This is a genomic window from Photobacterium sp. GB-1 (genome assembly GCF_003026165.1).
Lineage (GTDB): Bacteria > Pseudomonadota > Gammaproteobacteria > Enterobacterales > Vibrionaceae > Photobacterium.
In genome coordinates, this window is the sequence record NZ_PYOB01000011.1 from 51,627 (window position 1) to 75,109 (window position 23,483).

25 protein-coding genes are annotated in these 23,483 nt (G+C 37.8%); 12 read left to right on the forward strand and 13 right to left on the reverse strand.

What is annotated here, in order from left to right; all coding sequences use genetic code 11:
• Nucleotides 1–3 precede the first annotated feature (3 nt).
• Nucleotides 4–663, forward strand: a complete 660-nt coding sequence (locus C9J45_RS12290) for an alpha/beta hydrolase (protein ID WP_107292583.1) — start codon at nt 4–6, stop codon at nt 661–663.
• A gap of 98 nt (nt 664–761) precedes the next feature.
• On the opposite strand, the gene C9J45_RS12295 is transcribed toward C9J45_RS12290, so the two are convergent.
• A complete protein-coding gene (locus tag C9J45_RS12295) occupies nt 762–2,138 on the reverse strand; it encodes an MATE family efflux transporter (RefSeq protein WP_107292584.1) in 1,377 nt (458 codons plus the stop codon).
• Between the two features lie 119 nt (nt 2,139–2,257).
• On the opposite strand from C9J45_RS12295, the gene C9J45_RS12300 reads away from it, so the two are divergent.
• The 6 genes from C9J45_RS12300 (at nt 2,258) to C9J45_RS12325 (ending at nt 8,425) form a co-directional block, all read left to right on the forward strand.
• Nucleotides 2,258–3,136 (forward strand): LysR family transcriptional regulator, encoded by an 879-nt coding sequence (locus tag C9J45_RS12300; RefSeq protein WP_107206981.1) that lies wholly within the window; start codon nt 2,258–2,260, stop codon nt 3,134–3,136.
• An 80-nt stretch (nt 3,137–3,216) separates the two neighbouring features.
• Nucleotides 3,217–5,127, forward strand: a complete 1,911-nt coding sequence (locus C9J45_RS12305; RefSeq protein ID WP_107292585.1) for an alkaline phosphatase D family protein — start codon at nt 3,217–3,219, stop codon at nt 5,125–5,127.
• Nucleotides 5,128–5,354: 227 nt separating this feature from the next.
• A complete protein-coding gene (locus C9J45_RS12310) occupies nt 5,355–5,693 on the forward strand; it encodes a hypothetical protein (protein WP_107206979.1) in 339 nt (112 codons plus the stop codon).
• A gap of 1,000 nt (nt 5,694–6,693) precedes the next feature.
• Nucleotides 6,694–7,482, forward strand: coding sequence for a hypothetical protein (locus tag C9J45_RS12315; protein ID WP_107292586.1), 789 nt, complete (start codon nt 6,694–6,696; stop codon nt 7,480–7,482).
• Nucleotides 7,483–7,572: 90 nt separating this feature from the next.
• A complete protein-coding gene (locus tag C9J45_RS12320) occupies nt 7,573–7,878 on the forward strand; it encodes a hypothetical protein (protein WP_107208330.1) in 306 nt (101 codons plus the stop codon).
• Nucleotides 7,879–7,960: 82 nt separating this feature from the next.
• On the forward strand, nt 7,961–8,425 hold the full coding sequence (locus C9J45_RS12325) for a copper resistance protein NlpE (protein ID WP_107246790.1): 465 nt from the start codon (nt 7,961–7,963) through the stop codon (nt 8,423–8,425).
• 102 nt (nt 8,426–8,527) lie between these two features.
• On the opposite strand, the gene C9J45_RS12330 is transcribed toward C9J45_RS12325, so the two are convergent.
• Nucleotides 8,528–9,433 carry a LysR family transcriptional regulator gene (locus C9J45_RS12330; RefSeq protein ID WP_107208332.1) on the reverse strand — a complete coding sequence of 302 codons (906 nt, stop codon included), beginning with the start codon at nt 9,431–9,433 and terminating at the stop codon, nt 8,528–8,530.
• A gap of 179 nt (nt 9,434–9,612) precedes the next feature.
• On the opposite strand from C9J45_RS12330, the gene C9J45_RS12335 reads away from it, so the two are divergent.
• Entirely contained in the window at nt 9,613–10,869 is a 1,257-nt protein-coding gene (locus C9J45_RS12335) for an adenylosuccinate synthase (protein ID WP_005364252.1), read from the forward strand.
• Between the two features lie 68 nt (nt 10,870–10,937).
• On the opposite strand, the gene dtpA (C9J45_RS12340) is transcribed toward C9J45_RS12335, so the two are convergent.
• From dtpA (C9J45_RS12340) to C9J45_RS12360, 5 genes are all read right to left on the reverse strand, one after another.
• Nucleotides 10,938–12,428 (reverse strand): dipeptide/tripeptide permease DtpA, encoded by a 1,491-nt coding sequence (gene dtpA / locus C9J45_RS12340; RefSeq protein WP_107292587.1) that lies wholly within the window; start codon nt 12,426–12,428, stop codon nt 10,938–10,940.
• A gap of 549 nt (nt 12,429–12,977) precedes the next feature.
• Nucleotides 12,978–13,271, reverse strand: coding sequence for a SemiSWEET transporter (locus tag C9J45_RS12345; RefSeq protein ID WP_107208334.1), 294 nt, complete (start codon nt 13,269–13,271; stop codon nt 12,978–12,980).
• Nucleotides 13,272–13,460: 189 nt separating this feature from the next.
• On the reverse strand, nt 13,461–14,939 hold the full coding sequence (gene dtpA / locus C9J45_RS12350) for a dipeptide/tripeptide permease DtpA (RefSeq protein WP_107208335.1): 1,479 nt from the start codon (nt 14,937–14,939) through the stop codon (nt 13,461–13,463).
• Between the two features lie 572 nt (nt 14,940–15,511).
• Nucleotides 15,512–15,925, reverse strand: coding sequence for an NUDIX domain-containing protein (locus tag C9J45_RS12355; RefSeq protein WP_107246787.1), 414 nt, complete (start codon nt 15,923–15,925; stop codon nt 15,512–15,514).
• A gap of 55 nt (nt 15,926–15,980) precedes the next feature.
• Nucleotides 15,981–16,856, reverse strand: coding sequence for a LysR family transcriptional regulator (locus C9J45_RS12360; RefSeq protein ID WP_107208337.1), 876 nt, complete (start codon nt 16,854–16,856; stop codon nt 15,981–15,983).
• 99 nt (nt 16,857–16,955) lie between these two features.
• Between C9J45_RS12360 and C9J45_RS12365 the strand changes: the two genes are divergently transcribed.
• Nucleotides 16,956–17,462, forward strand: a complete 507-nt coding sequence (locus tag C9J45_RS12365) for a lactoylglutathione lyase family protein (protein WP_105061909.1) — start codon at nt 16,956–16,958, stop codon at nt 17,460–17,462.
• Nucleotides 17,463–17,582: 120 nt separating this feature from the next.
• On the opposite strand, the gene C9J45_RS12370 is transcribed toward C9J45_RS12365, so the two are convergent.
• The gene (locus tag C9J45_RS12370; protein ID WP_107208393.1) at nt 17,583–18,278 is read right to left on the reverse strand and encodes a pseudouridine synthase; all 696 of its coding nucleotides are present in this window, start codon (nt 18,276–18,278) and stop codon (nt 17,583–17,585) included.
• A gap of 252 nt (nt 18,279–18,530) precedes the next feature.
• Here C9J45_RS12370 and C9J45_RS12375 point away from each other — a divergent pair, with 252 nt between their 5' ends.
• Nucleotides 18,531–19,076, forward strand: a complete 546-nt coding sequence (locus C9J45_RS12375) for a cytochrome b (protein WP_107292588.1) — start codon at nt 18,531–18,533, stop codon at nt 19,074–19,076.
• A gap of 45 nt (nt 19,077–19,121) precedes the next feature.
• Entirely contained in the window at nt 19,122–19,709 is a 588-nt protein-coding gene (locus tag C9J45_RS12380) for a YceI family protein (protein ID WP_107246784.1), read from the forward strand.
• Nucleotides 19,710–19,779: 70 nt separating this feature from the next.
• On the opposite strand, the gene C9J45_RS12385 is transcribed toward C9J45_RS12380, so the two are convergent.
• On the reverse strand, nt 19,780–20,070 hold the full coding sequence (locus C9J45_RS12385) for a YkgJ family cysteine cluster protein (protein ID WP_107208340.1): 291 nt from the start codon (nt 20,068–20,070) through the stop codon (nt 19,780–19,782).
• A 121-nt stretch (nt 20,071–20,191) separates the two neighbouring features.
• Entirely contained in the window at nt 20,192–21,001 is an 810-nt protein-coding gene (locus C9J45_RS12390) for a PhzF family phenazine biosynthesis protein (RefSeq protein WP_107292589.1), read from the reverse strand.
• 419 nt (nt 21,002–21,420) lie between these two features.
• On the opposite strand from C9J45_RS12390, the gene C9J45_RS21660 reads away from it, so the two are divergent.
• Nucleotides 21,421–21,573 carry a hypothetical protein gene (locus C9J45_RS21660; protein WP_199187097.1) on the forward strand — a complete coding sequence of 51 codons (153 nt, stop codon included), beginning with the start codon at nt 21,421–21,423 and terminating at the stop codon, nt 21,571–21,573.
• A 303-nt stretch (nt 21,574–21,876) separates the two neighbouring features.
• Here the strand turns inward: C9J45_RS21660 and C9J45_RS12400 are convergent, their stop codons facing one another.
• The 3 genes from C9J45_RS12400 to flgM form a co-directional block, all read right to left on the reverse strand.
• Nucleotides 21,877–22,599 (reverse strand): lytic transglycosylase domain-containing protein, encoded by a 723-nt coding sequence (locus C9J45_RS12400; RefSeq protein ID WP_107292590.1) that lies wholly within the window; start codon nt 22,597–22,599, stop codon nt 21,877–21,879.
• A 75-nt stretch (nt 22,600–22,674) separates the two neighbouring features.
• Complete coding sequence (flgN, locus tag C9J45_RS12405) at nt 22,675–23,142, reverse strand: flagellar protein FlgN (protein ID WP_107208343.1); 468 nt, start codon at nt 23,140–23,142, stop codon at nt 22,675–22,677.
• Nucleotides 23,143–23,172: 30 nt separating this feature from the next.
• Nucleotides 23,173–23,454, reverse strand: coding sequence for a flagellar biosynthesis anti-sigma factor FlgM (flgM, locus tag C9J45_RS12410; protein ID WP_107259787.1), 282 nt, complete (start codon nt 23,452–23,454; stop codon nt 23,173–23,175).
• Between the last annotated feature and the right edge of the window lie 29 nt (nt 23,455–23,483).

Below are 23,483 nucleotides of genomic sequence, written 5' to 3' on the forward strand. Positions count from 1 at the left end.
AAAATGGATTATTTAGCGAGTGTTGAAATAGAACCCAATGTGCCCGCGACAGCCAGTGTTATTTGGTTACATGGTTTAGGCTCTAATGGCCATGATTTTGAGGCTTTGTTACCGCATTTACAGTTAGAAGAAACATCGCCAATACGTTTTATATTTCCTCACTCACCGACGCTGAATGTCACCATTAATGGTAATGCCTTAATGCCAGCATGGTATGACATTATTTCATTAGATACATATCGTAAAATTAATGAAGCACAACTGATGGAATCTGCTCAAAAGGTAATAGATCTTGTCGAACGTGAAATTAGTCGTGGCATTCCTTCTGAACGTATTATTCTTGCGGGATTTTCACAAGGCGGTGCGGTAGTTTATCAAGCAGGATTAAGCTACTCCAAGCCATTAGCGGGAATATTAGCACTATCAACTTATTTCCCAACTGCAGAGGTCATTCAATATAGCGATGTGAATCGTAATATGCCGATTGAAATTATGCATGGCTCTTATGATCCCGTTGTTATTCCTAAATTAGGTGAAATGGCACGAGATGATGTCATTAAGGCGGGATTTAAGCCGCACTGGCGTACATACCCCACGGAGCATCAGGTTTGCATGCCTCAAATTGAGGATATTTCAGCATGGATAAAACAAACACTGTCTTAAATCTGACCTTAAATGGATTTAAAGATTTGTAGTGAAAAATGAAACGCATCAGAGCGGTTATCGATCTGATGCGTTTTTATTGCCGATTGCTTTACTTATTAATCGATCAGGGGAGCTTGATTTTCTAGTGAATCAAGCGGCTTACAACGTTTATTGATATCACGCCAAACAATAACCGCAACAATACAGCTCAATACTATAGTGGATATTGGCATGGTTAACCATACACCAACAACGCCAAGTAATTTTGGTAAGAAATACAAAAACGGTAGTTGTATTAGCATGTTACTAATTGAGATCACTAATGCTTTTGACGCTTGATTCACCGACATAAAGTACATTGTTGCCAAGACAATAAAGCCATCTAAAAATATTGCAAACAGATGTAAACGAATACCTTGGGTCGCCTCTAATGTCAGCGCGCTGTTGCTGCTGTTAAACAAACTGATCAAAGTTGATGGGAAGCTTGTCAGTAACAAGAACCAAGCGATACCTGCAATCACCGTTGTTTTCATGGCTAATATTAACGTTTTTCGGATATTTTGCGGTTGTTTCGCACCGAAGTAGTAACTTACTGGCGGTTGCAAACCTTCACCAATACCTTCTGCTACCAAGTAGTACATCGTCATCATGTAGCCGACAATAGCAAAAGCGCCAACGGTTAATTCTGTGCCATATATCATGAATTGATAATTGTGTAGTGCGACAACAAAACTACCATAGAGGTACATGATCAGTGCTGATAAGCCTAACACCATGATCTTTTTACTTTCTGACAATGAAAAATCAGGCAGTGAAATTTTTAGTTTTAAAGTCGAGTATTGAGAGCGAAAATAAATCAAGCCACCAACACAGGTAATACCTTGTGCGATCAAAGTCGCAATGGCAGCACCTTTCAATTCCCAACCCATTAATCCTAAAAACACATAATCAAGAAGAATGTTAGTCAGTGCGCCTATTACTAATAACATGGTTGCGATTTTTGGGCTTTCATCATTTCGGATCAACATTGGCATTGCGCCTGCCAATACAGTAATAAAGGCTGCATTACCAAAAGTAGAAACATAGTCTAAAGCAAGGTGCTTAATGTTTTGTTGCGCCCCTTGAAGTTGTAAAAAATAGTCGCCAAACAATGTAAACGCAGCAAATGAAAGACAGCTAATAATAAAAGTTAGGATCAAACCGGTATTAAAAGCGCGCTGAGCATTAAGCTCATTTTGTTCACCGCGGGCGATTGAAATTAGCGTCCCGCTGCCAATACCAATCATCAAGCCTAAGCCTGATAATACAAATGTTATCGGCCAAGCCATATTAATTGCGGCTAAGCCTTGGTAGCCAACGTAGTGGCCGACAAAGATCCCATCAACAATTTGATAGAGTCCATTAACCATCATTGCTGCAATAGAAGGGATGGTATAACGCCAAAAGTTTTTAGATATATTGCTCGACGACGGCATCGGTTCATTACTGTGCATAAATATTCTCATAAAATGGTCTACCCACAGGCTATTCAGTTGGTGGGAATCGCTGTATTATATCCGTATGTTAGATTGCTCAAAGATATTATATATCTGATTATCGGATGGATTGATTTATGGATTGGACATTAGATCAACTCAATGCTTTTGTTATTTCAGTACAACAAGGCTCTTTTTCGGCAGCCGCTCGGCGGTTAGGAAAAGCACAGTCACGGATCAGTACTGCAATTAGTAACTTAGAAGCAGATTTAGGGTTTGAATTATTCGATCGAAGTGCCAGATTACCAATCCTGACCCCTGAAGGTCAGCAAATGTATGAAGAAGCAAAGGTCGTATTAGCTCAATGTGAACGGTTACAATCTCGGGCATTGACGTTAACGCAAGGTGAAGAAGTTACCCTGACCATCGCAATGGATGAAGCATCACCATTAACCGCTTTTGAAGATTTCTTTCAACGTATTTCTGAGACATTTCCATTGGTGAAATTAACCATTATTAATGGCTCGAAAGATGATATAGCAAGCCGTGTAGATGAAAAAATGGCGGATATTGGCATATTATTTTTCAGTAAAACTTTGCCGAGTAGTTTAGAATTTACACCAATTTGTGAATTTAATTCATCATTAATTGTGGGGAAAAATCATTCATTAGCACAAATTTCAGCACCCACAGTGCAGCAATTAAGCCAGCACCGTCAACTATTAATTTGCGATCGAAGTGGACGCCACCACAGTGAAGCGTTATCCGCAAATTATTGGCAAATTGACAGCTACTATTCAATCACCTCGTTTGTATTGAGAAATATGGGCTGGGCATTTGTGCCTGATCATGTTTTTACATATGACTTTTTCTCCGAAGGGGTTGTAAAACTGTCGATGGAAAATATTCCCGCTTCGCAATGGATTGAAATGGGTGTTGTTAAACGCCGTGATCGAGCGACAGGGCCCGTTATAAAATGGATTCAGCAAGAACTAAAGAAAATGTTTACTCAATAGATTAAGTTTGATTATCTATTGTTGTTTTGATGGTATCGCAGTGAATGACACTGAATTATTACGCGCGAGTTGAGAAGTAAATGTCTAAAGAAGCACCAGCATCATCCTTACCACTTATTATTGCCGGTCCTATTTTACGGAAAGCGACAGCAACGCAATTAGTACTATGGTTTGTGACCACGGAACGATTGGATGCTACTTTTTACTTATATCAACAAGGTGATGATAATCCTTGCTACCAAGCCATTATTGCAGATGAACATCAAATTCAAATTGGTAAACATGCATGGGTTGTACTCGCACAGTTTGAAGGTGAATTTGCAGTTAATACTCCACTTGCTTACCAGCTTGATACCCAGCAAGGGCTTTTAACCGATTTAATTCCGTCATTAACCTACGATAATGAATCCATGATCAACATAGTGATCAACACTAGAGCCGATTATGTGTTACATGGTTCTTGTCGTAACCCTCATTATCCAAGCAAAGACAGCTTAGTGGTAGCAGATAGTAAAGTGGCTGAGCAACCCACTCTTGAACGCCCAAGTTTATTAATGATGAGTGGTGATCAAATTTACGCTGATCATGTTGCAGGTCCAACACTTGATGCGATTGAACAAGTGATCCAATTGCTAGGTTTACCCTCTGAAACGTTTGAACAGACTAGCATTGCAGATACAGAAGCCTTGTATCAGAGTCCTTATCATTTATATGGACGAGATAAATTATTACCAACGTATATTGATACTCAAACATGGTTAGGTAAATTATTGCCTGATCGTGTGGTGCCTATCTTTAGCTCGCGAGAATGTGAAAATCATCTGATCAGTTTTAGTGAATATTTTGCGATGTATTTGCTGGTATGGTCACCAATATTGTGGGGGTGGGTTGATCGTAAACGGTTCGAGAAACAGAATTTCACCTGTGGTGGGGTCCAAATTGCGCCTAAATGGCAGCAACAATGGCACCAAGAAAGCCATATTATGGATGATTTTGTTCAAGGTCTACCGCAAGTTCAGCGTTTGTTTGCACATATTCCGACGTATATGATTTTCGATGATCATGATGTGACGGATGATTATATGCTTAATCGTCGCTGGGAAACTGCAGCGTTTAATAACTTATTTTCACGCCGAATTATTGGTAATGCACTCATGAGTTACTGGCTATGTCAGGCGTGGGGCAATGCTCCCGAGAAATTTGAACAGCCGTTCCTTGATGACGCCAAGCGCTACTTTGCTGAGCCCTGTAATCAAACACAAGATGCATTTATTGCGCGGTTAAATCAGTTTGAGCAGTGGCACTATACGATTTCAACCACACCTAAAATGGTGGTATTAGATACGCGTACTCGACGTTGGCGTTCAGAATCGAATGATAACCGTCCATCAGGGTTAATGGATTGGGAAGCCATGATTGAGTTTCAGCAGGAATTATTACATGAACCAGCGGTGATTATTGTCTCTGCCGCACCAATGTTCGGTGTAAAGTTTATTGAAACATTGCAACGAATGATGACATGGATAGGGCAACCGTTGCTTGTTGATGCTGAAAACTGGATGGCGCATCCGGGCTCTGCCAATACGCTATTGAGTATTTTTACCCATACCAAAACACCGACTCAATTTATTATTTTATCTGGTGATGTTCATTATTCTTTTGCTTATGACATAACGCTTCGTAACCACAAAGGTAAATTTCATATTTATCAGATCACGTGTAGTGGTTTAAAAAATGAATTCCCTAATCGGTTATTACGCTTTTGTGATGCAATGGATAGAGCATTATATAGTCCTCATTCCCCGTTAAACTGGTTTACCAAGCGTAAGAAATTGCTGATTGAAAAGCGTGATCCTGATATTACAGGCGCGCACAGATTGGTGAATCGAAGTGCAATAGGAGAGTTATATCTTGCATCAGATGGTACGCCTAAAGTGATAGAAATTTTAACTGCTGAAGGTGAAACTATCCTTTTCCCAGTAAAAAAGTAAGGGTTATGTCAAACTGTGTTAACTGGGTGTCATTATTTTTTATCCTTGTTATAACAATGGGTTAAAGTAATGATGCTGATTATTTTTGAGTGTTTATTCATTTGTTTTCATTTTTTATAAGATTCTAGACATAAAATAGCTTAATTTGAGGGGCCTAAAATGCTAAATTGTAAGGCATTGCTCAAAGAGAGTTTGTTATAGGGTTAGGTATTTTGAGAAAACGATTGATGAGCCAGTTATACAATGAGAAGGTATTTGTTGCCTTTTTGTTTTTATCTTTTGCAGGTTTGGCTGGGGCTCTTTTTTTCGTTGCTGAAAAGACTTATGACATTGATTCTGTTGCTGGTGAAGTAACAGAAACGTTCTCAAAGTTTGAAACTGAAGAGCGAGAATTAGTTTTAAAAGTTATACCAGAAGACAGTGAAAAAGCAGTGAATGTTCCTATCAAGTCGAGTGTTTTTTGTCCGGTTGGTTCTGATGTTATACTGTTTAAAAAAGAATGTAAGTTATTCGGACCTACAGAATATGAGCTTATTTCATGTGGTTGTGATATTAATACTTATTAATATTAAATAAAGTAATAACTATTTATTTACATTGGAAAATTAATCTCTATTCATTCTATTCTCAAAGGTAAAGTCTTTTACTCATTATCATAGCTTATAAAATTAAAACATAGTTATTACTTACATATTATGCACCTGAATGATGGATATCAAAATATATAAAAAGGAATATGTTAATTAGTTAATAAAAGATGGTGTAGAAATGTTCGCAGTACAGGTTAATTACTTTTAAGGTACTACAACTTTTTCATTATTACTATTAGTATCACAACCAATATGGATTATACGTTTTGATGTATTAGTACTTAAGAATAAGATTCCTAGGTAATCAGAAACTGAATATATAGAACAATTATTATTGTTGGTTAACGCATTTTGCTACGCTTATATCGGGTGTGTTAGCCGATATCACCGCTGTGTTTCTGTGCTCGTCTCCGCCTTTTTTACATGTATGTTTATCCGTGAATTAGGTTCATTTTTTGATTAATATATTCATCATAGTTTTTGGATCGCATCTGCCTTAATCGTCGTTATTTCCGCAATAGGGTATGCACTAACGGATAGAAAAAACACACTATTAAATTTAGAGTTTTTTTTATAAATAATAGCTTCTCATTACATTGTTTAGGTCTTGAAATATTATTTGTCTTTTCTGTTTATTTTTAATGGGCAGTTTTTTCTTAGGCAATGGGTGATTATTATATAAGGGTTGTGAAAAGTATAGAATAATAAATGTATTCAAAATTGACATGGTTGTTATTAATATATTGAATATTTCAATTAATGAGAAATTCTACCTATTTAGAAAAAGAATGGAAAATAATGTTATATTATTTTCCATTTTTCATATTTTCCATCTTGAATTAAAAGAGATTTAATACCTAAAAGTAATAAATTGACCTATTATTGACTTGGAAATGACGTCATTAAGACATAGGTTTATCTAGTAGATAGATACTGTCAGGGTCATATTAAAACAGTATTCGTTACAGGGGTTTGTATGAAAAAAACAATTATCGCGATGACTATTGCAGGTTTATTTTTAGTTGGTTGTGATCAGGCAAAACAAAATACAGCTACAGATAGTACATCTGCTGCCCAACATTCAACCGTTGAAATGAAAGATAAAGTGACGGAACAATCAGGTACGGCGTTAGATGCAACTAAAAATACGGTGTCCGATGCTGCTGACGTAGTCAAAGATCAAACCAACAAAATGGTTGATAAAGCGGCTGAATTAAGTGATTCAGCGGTTACAAAAGCGTCGGAGATGACAGATGCTGTAAAAGAGAAAACAACTGACATGGTTAATAAATCAAAGCAAGTTGTTGATGATTCTGTTGATTCTATGAAAGAAAAAGCATTTGAATTGAAAACCTCTTTAACAAATTCATCAGCCGATGAAAAGACTTCTGCGGCAGTTGCAGAAATGAATAGTTCAGTATCAGAAGTAAAAGATACTGTTGCTGATGATTCAAAAGCGTTAATAGATGTGACAAAAGAAAAAGCAACTGAAGCGTCTGATGCGGTCAATAAAGCTGAAGATTCCGCGGATCATTCAATGGATGAAATGAAACATTCAGCGACAGAAATGAAAGATGCTGCAGTGGATAAAACAGCAGTGACAGAAGATAACGTAAAAAATGCCGCAAATGATGCAATGAAGTCTGTCGATGATTCAGCTCAAGCTGCGCAAAAAAAAGCCGCTGAAATGACCGATTCTGCTGTTGATAAAACAGAAAATGCTGCTGATGATTTAGAGAAAAAAGCATCAGATTTACTAAATTAAGCGTCCTAAAATTTCGAATATTATAGCAAGATACCTTGAAACTCTCAGTTGAGAGTTTCAAGGTATCTTGTTTTTTCTAAGGAGATTAAGATGAAAAAAACATTATTAGTTGCTGCAATTCTCGGTTTAGCACTTGTTGGCTGCGACCAAAGCACAGATAAAACCGCGACAGATATGCAAAACAAGGCATCAGATACCGCAACACAAGTGATTGATTCAACCAAAGCAGTTGCCAATGATGCTGTTGATGCCACAAAGCAAGCGGCTGACGATACAGCAAAAGCGGCGAATGATGTTGCAGATAAAGCAGTTGATGCCACAAAAGAGATGGCAGATGATGCAGGCAAAGCTGCGGACAATATGAAAGACGCAGTTAAGGATGCAACTGCTGAGTAATTGATAACATAGTTTATTATGGTGTTCTGTTTTATGACGTGTACATATCCATAATATCTTGTGTTATTTCAAGGAGATTAAGATGAAAAAAACACTTTTAGCTACAGCCCTTCTTGGTTTAGTACTTGTGGGTTGTGATCAAGCTTCAGATAAAACGTCATCAACGGCATCTGCGGCGAATGATCAAGTTACAGAATTATCACAGGCTGCTGATAATGCGAAGAACTCACTTGATTGGATGGGGGAATATACAGGTATTGAGCCTTGTGCTGATTGTTCTGGAATTGAAACAAGCTTAACGCTAAAAGACAATGGCACTTACATTTTAGATCAAACTTATCAAGATAAAGAAACCAAACCTTTAACTACAGAAGGTAAGTTTGACTGGAATGATAAAGGCGATACGATCACCTTGAATTTAGGTGGTGGTCAAACAGCTCAGTATTTCGTGGGTGAACAACGTATCTTCCATTTAGATAAAGATGGTAAGCGTGTCCAAGGTGATCTTGCTGATGCGTATACATTAAAAAAACAAGATCACAAATAACCCATTATGCTCGGAACACTTTGTTGTTAGCATATATATTAAGCCCTGATCACAGGGCTTAATTATATCTAGTGCTAGGATAGGCGATGAAGATCGCGAGTACTACTGAGAGCGTTGGATTTCATCATCTACCCAGCGTAAGAGTTGCTTAATCGCTCGTGAAAGCACTTGGTTTTGACGCACGATATATCCCAAACTGGTTGTCGGGAAATCAGGCAGTGGTGTTATTTGTGTTTGTAAGTGTGGTTTTGAATGTAAAGAAAAACTCGGTACTATTGCGACACCAAATCCCGCTTCCGCCCAATCAATCTGCGCATCTACACTGCCTACTTCCATTACATGGTATTTTTTTAATTTTAATAAAGGCAATGCCATATCAATTAATTCACGGGTTCGGGTATCGTGGCCGAGCAAAATCAATGTTGGTTCTTCTGCTGCGAGAGGTTCGGCTGGGATGATTTGTGAAGGGTTAGCCGACAATGCCTGCCAGCGTGATAAGCCATTACCTAATGCGCACCATTTAACTTGTCGTAATTCAGTAAAATGCAGTGGTTGACTCTCTTTCTGTGCAATAACGAACCCAAGATCCGCCTTCGCGCTTTTGACTAACTCGGTTGCTTGAGATGAAGTGGTATTAAAAAGAGACAGATCAATCCCTGGATATTCTTTCTTGAAAGACTGAAAAGGGCTAATTAATAACAAACGAGAAATAATATCACTGGCTGCTATGGTTAAAGTACCGCGATTAAGCTCATTGATAGCGTTCAGATCGGCCTGACAAATTTGCAGTTCCATTAAAGTATTTTCTGCACTTTGTAACAGACGTTCACCGGCTTGAGTTAAACGAAAAGGGTTACGCTCAATTAACTTAACCCGCGTGGTTTGTTCTAATTGCTTGAGATGAAGGCTTACATTAGGTTGCGTCATATGTAGCGCAGCTGCAGTTTTACCAAAGTGCTGGTGCTTTGCCAAAGCGACAAAGGTATTGAGCCAGTGGATATCAATCATATTCGCAATGATTTCCTAAGCAGTAGATGATATTTATTATCATACATAACATATTGAGTAGAGAAGATTAACCATACTCCATATATGATATTCTTATCAAGTTAATAACGATTATTAATTATTCTTATTGACTAGATGAGCATAGGATAGGTGTCATTGCTTTTGAGGAGATTTAAATTATGTCGTCTATTGTTGTTGTTGGTGCTAACTGGGGTGATGAAGGTAAAGGTCGTATTGTTGATTATTTAGCAGACCAAGCTTCAGCAAGTATCCGTTTCCAAGGTGGTAATAACGCAGGTCACACTGTTGTTAACGATTTTGGTACGTTCAAATTGCACCAATTACCTAGCGGCGTATTTAATCCTGATTGTATTGCTGTGTTAGGCCCTGGCATGGTGATCAGCCCTGAAAAACTGTCTTTAGAAATCGAAGAAGTAGCAACATCAGGTGTTGAAGTGAAACTTTGCATCTCAGATCGTGCAACATTATGTCTACCGCTTCACGCACTGGAAGATACCTTAGAAGAACAACGTCTAGGTGATGGTGCTTACGGTTCAACACGTCAAGGTATCGCTCCTGCATACGGCGATCGTGTAATGAAAAAAGGTATTCTTGTTGGTTGGTTAAAACAACCTGCAGTGTTACGTGAACGTATTCAATTCATGATGGATTGGAAACTTCCTCAACTTAAAGCGCTATACCCATCATTTGAATTCACCCAAACAGCAGAAGAAATGACAGAGTGGCTATTAGAGGTTTCTCAACCTTGGCGTGACAGTATTTGTAACGTAACAGAGCCACTTAAAGCACTACAAAAAGAAGACAAAACGTTGTTGTTTGAAGCACAACTGGGTGCGGGTCGTGACTTAGTTTACGGTGAATACCCATGGACAACATCTTCAAACGTAACTGCAGCTTACGCTGGTATTGGTAGTGGTTTACCTGCTCTTCATCCTGAGCGTGTTATTGCAGTAGCAAAAGCATTCAGCTCTTCAGTAGGTACGGGTACGTTGATCACTGCAATGGAAGATCAAGATCAATTCCGTGAAGATGCAAAAGAATTCGGTGCAACAACCGGTCGCCCACGTGATATGGGTTACTTCGATGCAGTGGCTACTCGTAACGGTGTTGAACTACAAGCAGCAACTGAAATTGCACTAACTAAGATCGACTGCCTAACAGGTATGAAAGATCTGAAAATCTGTGTGGCTTACAACGGTGAGCATACTGAAAACCCAATTTGGCCTCAAACTGCATCACTAACGGCTGTATACGAGCAAATGACTGGTTGGGAAGAAGATATTACAGGTTGTCGTACATTTGAATCGCTACCTAAAGGTGCACAAGAGTACGTACTTCGTATTGAAGAGCTAATGGGCGTGCCAGTTAAAATGGTTTCTGTTGGTCCTGAGCGTGATCAAATGATCCTTCGCTAATATACGTTCAAAGTAAAAAATAAAAACAGCGGTCGTGTTAATTATTAACACGACCGCTGTTGTATTTGTTATTCTAAGCCGCCGCTGTTACTGTTTTTTTCTGTTGTATCTTTTGCATAAATAATACGCGTTAATTTAGGCGCAATAAGTAATGTAATTAGAGCTATTGCGGCTGTACCAACACCAATTTCATTAAACACTTTGCTATATATGATAAGTGTCTGATGTGGGTCATCAATATTACTCGGTACTGCTGTTAATGATGCTACCCAGCCACCGATAACAGCCGCTGTTGCAGAGGTTAAGAACCACATTCCCATAGCAAAGCCCATCATACGTTGTGGTACAAGCTGTGCCACCATGGCTAAACCTAGACCTGATACCAATAATTCACCAATAGACTGGAATAGGTAAGAGACCACTAGCCAACCAGAATTAATAATGCTTTGGCTATTTGCAAACTTAGCACCTACTGGAAGGACTAAGAAAGCAAGGCTACATAGCACCATACCGAATGCAAATTTGAACGGCATTGAAAAGCGTTCGCCTAGCTTATTGTAAAGAATCGCTAATAGTGGGCTTGCAAGCATAATCCACATTGGGTTTAGTGCTTGGAATTGTTCTGGAGCAACGGATATTCCGAAGATGTTATGTTCAACATTGTGAATGGCGAAGAAGTTCAATGATGTCGGCATCTGGAAGTAAAGTACGAAGAACACAACCCCCTGAAGCATAAGTACAAAAGCAACGAGCATTTTTGCTCGTTCGTTGCCTGATGTTGAAAAAGCTTCTTTAAAGTACAGTGAAACAATAGCAATACCTGCAACGACTAGAATGGCATGTGCGTAAAATAAATGCTGAAGCAAGAATGAACTCACAAAGCTTAAAGCGACTGTACCAATAACAACACATAAAAAGTAAAAGCTATTCATGGGTTTCATATCAGCTGGGGAGCCAAAATCTTGAACGGTTTTTTTGCTCACAATAAAGTTTGCAATGGTAATGATTAAACCAATAGCACTCACTGAAAACGCAAAGTTATAACCGAATTTGTCAGCAATCCATGGTGTTAAAAGCATTGAAAAGAACGAGCCTAAGTTAATCGCCATGTAATACATGGTAAAAGCACCATCTAAGCGAGGGTCATTTTCACCGTATACTTTCGCCAGTAAGCTTGAAGGGTTAGCTTTAAATAAACCATTACCCATAGCAATGAAACCCATTGCGATATAAATCATAGATGGGCTACCATTACCGTGACTCGCTGAAAGACCAAGTAATGCATAACCTATTGTCAGGACGATTGCACCAAGCGTAATTGTACGTTTGGTTCCTAAAACTTTATCACCAACCCAACCGCCAAGCGCTACTGAACCATATATCAATGCTGTAAAGGCACCAAATAATGTAAAGGAAGCAGACTCTGGCATATTAAGAATTTTGACCATATAAACAGTCAAAATTGCATTCATTCCATAAAAGCCAAAGCGTTCCCAAAATTCGATGGAGAATATCAAATAGAAGGGTTTTGGTTGTTTAAATATATTAACGTCAGACATTACATTCCTTAGTTTGCATTGTTATTTTTTTGTATCTTTGTTGTGATAAGGTTGCATTCTTGACGAAGCTACTATTTTGAATAGTCATCAGCAATTGGGTAAATATAAGTTATTATTTTTGGTTGATTGCAATTAATGGCTTTATGTTTTTTATTTATAACATAAAAACAATAGGTTACATTTATAATGGTCAACTTTTTTATTGTTAAAATATAATAGAGAAAAAAGTTATAAATATCGAGTGACTGAAAAATATCAATTACACAGTGTTTAATAGGTTGTGTATTACTTAAAATTGCACCAAAAATGAATAAATATAAAACTTTGTTTTATATTGGGAGCGATGCGTAATAGGGGGAGGTAATAGGTTTATATAGGTTTAAAAAAGCAGAGTGATTTCCGAATTAATGATAGCGAAGTAGCTAATATGCAATATTGAGATGGCCTTTGTTATCACAATAAATGAGCGTGTTAATTATCAACTCGCCCATTTTCTTTAAACTAATGAAAAGAAGGGAAGATATTCCATTCTTTCATTTTTATGAATACCTAGAAGGTGATACCTGCCTTCATTACTATGCCTACCATCATGGCAAAGTAAGCGAGAAATCCTAAAAAATTACCAACCCAAATTGTCGGGTTTTTATGGTAGAGACCATAAATAAACCAGAGCAAAGAAATAAGCGCATACATAGACCAGGTGGTTAACGATAAACCATGGGCATGATTGGGATGGGATATAAAAAGCTTATATAACTGAGGCAATGTTGCAATTGGGCTTACTAACCCCATAAACAACATGAGCGGTTCAAGTTTCTTCCCTAAACTCTCCAACAGCGACATATGAATTAAACTCCTAAACAACTAATAATAAATAATATTTTTAAAAGTTTAGCTATATTGCTGATAAAATGCTAAAAATATACCCAAGTAATTTCAAACTACAAGGCCTATCGTATTATCAAAACCTGTTGTTTGAAGCTGCTTGGGTACATTGTTCAAATTTTCGTTAAAAGAAATCGCTAGAAAATATTATGCTGCAGCAGTTTCTTCTGTTGTCTCTTTAGCGTAGATCACGCGTGTTAGTTTTGGCGCAATAATTAGGGTAAGTAGAGCAATCGCGGCAGTAACATAGCCAATCACCCCAAAGACATGGCTATAAATGGCTAATGTTTGTTGTGGATCCACAATCTTGCTTGAATCTGTTGTTAGTGTTGCTACCCAGCCAGCAAGAACCGCAGCCGTTGCTGATGTTAAGAACCACATACCCATCGCAAATCCCATCATACGTTGAGGAACAAGCTGAGCGACCATCGCTAATCCAAGACCAGATACTAGCAGCTCACCAATAGATTGGAAGAAGTAAGATAACACTAACCAGTTAGAGCTGATAACACTTTGGCTATTGGCAAAGTGCGAACCAAAAGTCAGTACTAAGAAAGAAAAGCTACATAGCACCATGCCGAGTGCAAATTTGAATGGCATAGAGAAACGATCACCAAACTTATTATAAATAATGGCAAGGACAGGGCTAGCAATCATGATCCATAGTGGATTCAGCGCTTGAAATTGTTCTGGCGCAACACTAATACCAAACAGATCATGAGAGATATTATGGATAGCAAAGAAATTAAGCGAGGTTGGCATTTGGAAATACAGTACAAAGAAAACAATGCCCTGTAACATTAATAAAAATGCCACCAACATTTTAGCGCGTTCAATACCAGATGTTTTTAATGCTTCTTTGAAATACAACGCAACAATAGTGATTCCCACTACCACCAAAATAGCGTGTGCGTAGAATAAATGTTGTAGCAAAAAAGCACTGACGAAGCTCAGCACAATTGCACCGACTAATACACTAATATAATGCACAACATTAACAGGCTTCATATCAGGTTTTGAACCAACGTTTTTCACGGTAGAGTGACTGATTATAAAATTCACAATCGTGATCACCAAGCCGATAGCACTGACGGAAAACGCCAAATCATAGCCAAATTTTTCTGCAATCCAAGGTGTTAATAGCATTGAGAAAAAAGAGCCTAAATTTATCGCCATGTAATACAAGGTAAAGGCACCGTCTAAACGGGGATCATTCTCGCCATAAACTTTGGCTAATAAACTTGAAGGGTTCGCTTTAAATAAACCATTACCCATAGTAATAAAGCCCATCGCCATGTAAATCAGCATTGGACTGCTATTTTCATGGCTGGCTGAAAGCCCAAGAAAAACATAACCCGCAGTAAGAATAATGGCACCCAGTGTGATTGTACGCTTGGTTCCTAATACTTTATCACCCACCCAGCCGCCAATCGCGACAGATCCATACACCAGTGCTGAAAAGGCACCAAATAAAGTAAATGACGCAGATTCCGACATACCAAGAATTTTAACCATATACACAGTTAAAATCGCTTGCATACCATAAAAGCCAAAGCGTTCCCAAAATTCAATTGAAAATATTAAATAGAAAGGTTTTGGTTGTTTAAATATATTTACTTCGGACATTGCGTACCCTTAAATTTTATAATTATTTTATTTTCTGTATTTTTAGCTATTCAGTGTTAGAAAAAGACACCTATTTGAAAAAGTACTAGTATTATCCGTCATCAGCAATTACCTAAATATAAGTTGTTAATTTTGGTTGGTTGCATTTAGTTGTCACTAGTTTTTATGTGTAGTTAAAACAATGGCTTGTGTTAGTTTTTTAGCTGCAATCTTATTATTAAAATACAGTAATAAAAAAGAGTTAAAAAATTCGAGTGGCTGCCAAATATCAGAAAACAAATGGCGAAAAATATAAAGGCGAGCATGTGTGAACGATTGTGTATTAGCTATATATGCAAATAAAGTGGGTAATTATTAAATATAGTTATACGTTTTAACGAGGGATGTAAAGAAGGATGTTAATAGGTTGAATATGGATTTAAAATAATAGCAGAGCGATTTACGATTACGAATTAACGATAATGATTAGCTAACAATGGATAGGAATTACCTAAGATATTTACTTGCAAAGATGCTCGGGCTTGTCTAACACTCTTGATAGGTGCCGATTGAACGACACCTATATTTATCTGTTAAGCAAGTGTTCCTGCAATCAGTGAGGTTTTTTCTAGCCACTTTAATACCGCTAATGCAGCGGTAGAACACAGGCTTTCATCGGTACTATCAATGAATCTTTGTTCTTCGATTTCAGCTGCAGGTATAAGATCCCCAGAATAATCAGCAAAGTAACACGTCAGTTTTACTGAGATGCCTTCTGCCTTACCATCGGCCTGAGCCGTAAATGTTTCCATGTACTTAATGCTGTTTGGTATAAGATCAACGGACAGTTCTTCTTTGATTTCACGGGTTAGTGCTTCAATGTCACTTTCACCGGCTTCACGTTTACCACCAGGAAGGTAAAACAGCGCTTTACCTTGAGATCTTACTACTAAAAATTTACCGTCTTGAATTAAAACCCAAGCGAGCTTATCAATTACTTTACTCATTTATTTACTCAATAATTTGCTGTAAAAACGTTGCGCCATTTTTCATTCTTATAGTTTAAGCACTTAGACAGGTCATTACTTCTTCTATCACAGCTGCAACGCGGTTAGGAATAAATCGGTTGGCGTGAGTGCCTAAGTATATATTCTCGCTGACTTCATTGTTAAATAAATGGATATTTACATGCGCTTTATCTTGAAAGGCATCCACAGCGTAACGAGGTAAAATAGTAAACCCTAGTCCTCGTTTCACGGGTTCTAAAATAAGGTTAATTTGGTTAGAAAATCCTGACCGCTTAAATTGGTTAATATGCTTAAACTCAGGGTAATTAACACTGAGTAACTGGCTTGCATGATAAACCCCATCAGGGTGATCAATAAAACCTAACTCAGTAAGCTTGTCCCAACTTGGCGATGAAATAGAGGCTGGCGTAACCAGCAAAAGCGCTTCTTTACCCATGGCATTCAGGGTTATATCGGCTTTATTTGAAAGGCGTGTCATAAAGCCAATATCGATACGCTGCTCTGCAAGTAAGGTTTCTATTTCATGGTTAGGTGCAAAGCGATAATCAATAACTAATTCAGGATATTGTTGTTGAAAAGCCAGCAAATGAGGGTAGAGCTTCAAACCAATGCTACCAGGAGAAGCAATGCGTACCATGCCTTCATAACGAGGATCAATACTGATCCTTTTATCTAAATCTGTAAGCGACAATACAATTTGGTTAGCTTCGTTGTACAAGCGTTCACCAGCGTGAGTCAACGTGAATTTTTTTCCGTGGCGAGTGAGCAGAGGTTGCTCTAAATATTGCTCTAATTTCTTTATATGTTGGCTGACACCGGATTGCGTCATATAAAGCTTTTCAGCGGTATGAGTAAAATGTCCAGTTTCTACCAAAGTACAAAAGCTACGTAACCAAATGGGATTAATCATTACAAAACGTACTCATTTTTATTATGAATGATAATTTTACTTAATAACATGTGATTTGTAATCTACTCACATCAACAATAACGATGAAGAGAACAAACCATGACAAATCAGACTTACCCACGTAGCTTTTCTCATATTGGTATTTCAGTACCTGACCTTGATGCTGCGGTTAAGTTTTACACCGAAGTTCTGGGGTGGTATGTGATCATGGAACCAACAGAAATTATTGAAGATGATTCCGCGATTGGTGAAATGTGCACAGATGTTTTTGGTAGTAACTGGGAGCGTTTTCGTATTGCACATTTATCAACAGGTGATCGTATTGGTATCGAACTGTTTGAGTTTAAAAACCAAACCAATCCTGAAGATAACTTCGAGTATTGGAAGACAGGGGTATTCCACTTTAGTGTTCAAGATCCTAATGTTGAAGAGCTTGCAGAAAAGATCGTTGCAGCTGGCGGTAAAAAACGTATGAAAGCACCACGTTTTTATTACCCTGGTGAGAAGCCATACCGTATGATTTACATGGAAGACCCATTTGGTAACATCATTGAAATTTACTCTCATAGCTATGAATTACACTACAGTGCTGGTGCATATAAATAAGCGTTAAGTGTTAGCTTTGTTGTAAATAATACGGTGTTGTTATAACCAAAATCCGGCTTTACATTTTCTTTGAGGAAAGGTAAATGAGTCGGATTTTTTATATTTCAGTATTTGTTTTGGTTAATCAGCTTTAATAAAAGAGGTGACTTCGTCTTTGGTTAGGTAACGCCATTGCCCGACTTCAAGATCAAGCGTCACCTCGCCAATCGCTTCACGGTGAAGAGACACGACGCGATTACCAACAGCGGCAAACATGCGCTTAACCTGATGAAACTTGCCTTCAGTAATCGTCAGCAATACTTCTTTCACTGAAATAATGGTTAATATCGCTGGTGCGGTTAACTTTTGTTCGCCTTGTAATTTGATCCCTGCTTTAAATTTTTCGGCCACGTCTGCCGCAATATCTCGAGACAAACCAACCCGATAAACTTTACTGCATTTTTGATTTGGTGATGTGATGTTAAATGACCAACGCCCATCATCAGTGATCAGTACCATTCCTGTGGTATCCGCATCTAAACGCCCTGCAATGTGTAATTCAGCGATATTTTCAATATCAAGGTAGTTAAATAGAGAGGGATAAACTTCATCAATATTTGAGCAGATAGTGCCCGCAGGTTTATGCATTAGGATATAGCGAAACTCACGCGCAATTAGCCTTTTGCCATCCATGATAACGGTATTATTCTCATGTACTTGTGTTGTTTCATTGATAATTACAGCATCGTTGACGCTAATATTACCGGCGTGTATTCGCTCTATGGCTTCTGCTTTAGTCAGTTGGGTACTTTTACAAATAAATTTATCAAGACGCATAACACTGAACACAAGTAGGGAAACAAGCGCATTATTATCCGTTATCATTTCTATTTAGCAATCCTGAACCTTAATTTAGCGAGTGTTTTTTATGCGAAAGAGCATTATCACTTTACAGGTAAATATCCATTTTTATCTTCTATGCGAATAAATATAGTGGTCTGATACACAAACACTGACAAAGTTGGTTAATAAATTGTTACTTATTTGTTTGTTATGCTAAAAACAACTTTCCTCATCGAGCGAATAACCATGAAAAAAACACCAAATAAAAATTGGAACCCCATGATTATTTTACTTCACTGGTTGGTTGCGCTGACTGTCGTTGGATTATTTGCGCTTGGCTGGTGGATGGTTGATTTAAATTATTATCATGCTTGGTATAACACTGCGCCTGATACTCATAAGAGTACTGGTTTGATCTTATTCTTTGTATTGATCGTAAGGTTGCTATTAAGAGCATTAACTGACGCACCAGCCACTCTTTCTAGTCATGCTCAATGGGAGCAATGGCTCGCACAAAAAACGCATTGGCTATTGTATCTGCTGTTATTTGTGGTGATGTTCAGTGGTTACTTGATCTCAACTGCCGATGGAAGAGAGATCAGTATCTTTGGTGTATTTGATATTCCAGCAACGCTTACAAGTATTCAAAATCAAGAAGATATCGCGGGTACTATTCACTGGTATGGTGCTTGTGTGTTGATTGGTTTTGCTCTTTTACATGCTATTGGCGCGTTAAAACATCACTTTATAGATAAAGATAACACGCTAAAACGCATGCTAGGCAAAGCATAATGACAAAATTAGATAAGACGTATTACGACATAAACGGAGATTATGATGAAAAAGCGCCTACTAAGATCTTTTATTCCTTGCACACTTTTGGCTGCGGCTAGTATGTCATCAGTAGCGCTAGCAGACGATTATAAAATCGATACTAATGGCTCACATGCATCGATTCAATTTCGTATCCAGCATCTTGGTTACAGTTGGTTGGTAGGGCGTTTTAATACCTTTGATGGTGAGTTTAGTTATGATGAAAAGCAGCCTGAAGCATCAAAAGTTAAAGTGAATATAGCAACGGCGAGTGTGGACTCCAACCATGCTGAGCGTGATAAACATTTACGCAGCAGTGATTTTTTAAATGTTGAAAAATTTCCAGAAGCGACTTTTGTTAGTAGCTCTTTTAAAGAGTTGGGGGATGGCAACGCTACCATGACAGGTGATTTAACGTTAAATGGCGTTACAAAGCCGGTTACGATTGATGTTAAACATGTTGGTGCAGGTAATGATCCGTGGGGCGGCTATCGTCGTGGATTTGTTGGTACTACAATGATCTCATTGAAAGATTATGATATTAAAACAAATTTAGGCCCTGCTTCTACAGAGGTTGAGTTAGAACTCAATGTTGAAGGGATCCGCCTTTAATTGAGTAAGGTAGACGAGTTAGCATTTATATAAAATGTAAGCGCTAACTCGTTAGTGATAGATATTGGAGCTATAGAAATTCAGTACGCTCATCAACACATTCGTAAGAGCCCATTTCAAATTCGCGGCAAATCCAAGGACGGTTTTCATAAATCGTACACATGAAGGTCTCTCTATCAAGTGCAGAGCACCAACCATCAGCGAGTCGAAGCATAGTTTCACCTCCCCACATATCTCGTTTGATATGCCTTTCTGGTACACCTGTATCTGAGATAATCATCACCTCTAAACGGCAGCAGCATGCTTTACAGTTAGAGCATGAGACTTCAGGTGTGGTTTCATTTTTAATTGGGATGTTCATAGCTTGAAAAACACAGTTATCTTTAAGTAACTCAATGCCGCATCATACCCCAAAACGGCATTGCTATCTTATGTTTTCCAATCTTGCGCCATGTTATAAATATCGTATATATCAGATGTCGTTATATATTAGGTAATTGCATTGTACCTTTTATGGTTGTAATCGCTGAGCCTATGAGTTTTATACGTCCATTGGGTAATAACTCGGTACTGACATATCCACCACGCGCAGATGCTTGATAACCATTAAGTTTTACTTTATTGAGCTTTTCTGACCAGTAAAGTGTTAAAGCACAGTGTGCTGAACCTGTTACGGGATCTTCATTAACGCCAACCCAAGGGGCAAAAAAGCGAGAGATAAAATCAAGATCATCACGCTGAGTTGGTGCAGTAATTAACACACCACGACCATCAATTTTTGTTAGGCGATCAAAGTTTGGCGCAAGATTTAATACAATCTCTTCGTTATCAACTTCAATAAATATCTTCGAATCAAAAATACCATAAGCAATAACATGTGTAGCTTCAATGCCTAAAGACGCTAACAATTCTGTGGATGGTGTGATATTAAAATCAAGTATTGGTGCCGGAAAATCGAGTTCTATAGTTGATGATCTAATTAAGGCGCTTAATGATCCTGACAGGGTATTAAATGTCACGGTATCATTAACGTTAAAAAGTTTTTTTTCTTTTAAAATATGAGTAACGGAAAGTGTACCATGGCCACATAGTTTGACTTCAGCTTGAGGTGTAAACCATTTTAAGTTCATGTTATTTAATGATAAAAAAGCGGTTTCTGATACTGCCATTTCCGCTGCAATCGATAGCATTAAATCTTTCGATAACGTTTCTTTTGTAATGCAAACACCCGCAGGATTACCTTTGAATGTTTCATTGGTAAAAGCATCAACTTGATAGATCTCGATATCCATTATTTCCTACTCTTCTTTCTCTTATTTATTATTATCGTAGCAAGTCACCCTGCGTATGTTGTTAACTCATTGTTAAGTTTCTGATATATGGTTTTTTATTCATCCATATATAGATGATTTTAATTATCTACATCAGGGAACAACAAGAAGCGAACCATAAGATATTTGGTTAGAAAAAATCAGTTTACAAATCCGAATAAAAATGTTTGTGTGGAAGTTATGCAATAATTTTGGTATTATGTAAACAAGTCTTTATATTACTTTTAATGAATTGAATAACTTCACCAGCAAAGCCATATATTGACCTCCTAGCTTATCTATATCTTTCCATATCATGCACTATTGTTGCTTGATAACGGCAATATTCAATTATCGACCGATATAGCTATTTACGATTATGTATTAACAGAGAGACATTCATGACAAAGCAAACTGACATCAAACGAACAACCACAGAAGCTAAAACAAAAAGAAAAGTAGCACCAAAGACAACAGAAAGAAAAGTGAGTGTTCGCGAGCGAATTGAAAACTTACACATGCAGCGCGAATGGGATAAAGAGTGGGAGCTATGATCAATAGCTCATTAATTATTCAGAAGATTAATGATGCATGCATTATTACTCTATTTTGAACGTTAAGCCATTGGGAACAAGACTACCTTAGCAATTTATATCAAAGCCTTATACATTATGACCAAGTATCTGAGAAACAAATAGCGATATGCTCTCAGATTTTTGGGCGCCGCAAACTTCCTCTGTTATTACCGTAATTTTATTGTTTTTTCTATTGCATTTTTCTTCTGTCGTTTTATTTCAACTAGACAAGTTGCTTATTAATTCAAGTATTTGTTACTTTTTAGGTTGGCTGATGACGGTTTAAAATGTAATGATTGGCTTAATAGGCTTCATATTTATCACTGTTTTGGTTTCAAATAATTGTTTTAGAAACACGACATCATTATTAATAGATACTGCATTGATTGCGAAGGGAGACTGGGCTCTCGGTATTGAGCTTACTAACGTATCAAGATCGACCAACTTTTCTAAAGCGTAAAATTTATGCACGTAATCAACGGTTTCATTCGGTAAGCGTAGAGCTGAAAAATGTTTATCCACGACGCGTTTTAATGCCCGTTTTACACGTCCTTCCCCTGAATTATAGGCTGCTAAAGTCAGCTTTAAATCTTGATCAAATTTGTTATAGAGAAAGATCAAATACTGTATAGCAGCATCGGTACTACGGGCAATATTGAATCTTTCATCTTTAGTCTTGGAGACAGTTAAACCAAAACGCTTTGCTGTTGCGGGCATGAGCTGCCAAAGACCAGCCGCTTTTGCGTGAGAGACGGCATGGCGATCGAATGTCGATTCAATCATTGGTATTAATACCAGATTACGCGGTAGCTTTTTAGCATCAAGCCGTTTGATTATATGCTGTACCGTTGTTTGATGGCGCGTGAACTGTTTATTTATCACTTTTTTATGCGGTGATAATCGTTGATAATGTTTACTGACTTGTTGTTCAAATTGCGTTTGGTACTTGGTGGGTATTGGCGTGGATGCTTGGTTTGGATTTGCAAACAATAACAAAATCAGCATGATGAACATACTGAGAGGTAGAGAGAGAATAGTGCATTTTTTATTGCCCAAATGATACCTCATTAGCCTTTAATTTTAATACTGCATTAAATGCGGTGAGCTATAAGCGTTATTGTCATTATGTTGGGGCATTTGAGTATACACTTGATTGAGCAATTCGCTGAAGTTCGCTGATAATATTCCGTTGCGCTGATTTAAGTCATGGCACTGTTTTACTAAGGTTTCTAACGTTTGCCATTGTTGCTGAAGTTTGCTTTTTATTGCATTTGGTAAAGCATGGATCAGTTTATTCATGCTTTGATTATTAATGGGTAAACCGAGCTTATGTAGTTGTTGTGCGCGCTGTTGGCTTCGTTGTGTCAGTTTGCTTAGCAGTGGCAGTTGTTGTTCCGTTAGCTGCGAAAGTAACATACCATCAAATTTCAAATAGCATTGGTGCTGTTTTAACATCAGTTGATAAAGCTGGCGGTAATCAACAATATCGCACTGAATGTCTTTTATAAGTACAGTGAGCATTTGCTGTTTATTGTGAGGATTAGGCATGTTTTACTCCATATAATATTAGCAATGTGTTTATTCATGACCGGTATGAAATTGCAAAATCGCACTCGAAAGCGCTTCAATATCGAGGTTGATTTCCCCACGGTTTAGAGCATTTTTGATTTGTTCCACTTTTGCCATATCCACATCAGGTAGGGCATTTAACGGTTGCTGTGCTTGTGCTAACAGTTGGCTATCAATGGTGCTGGGTGTGTTTATGACGTTATTTTTGATGGGCAGAGTACTTGGCTGTTGTTCTGCTGGTTTTAACTGGGTATGGGAAAACTGCGCGGTTGCAATTTTATCTATTTTCATCGTTTTAATTCCTAAACAAGACGCTTAGT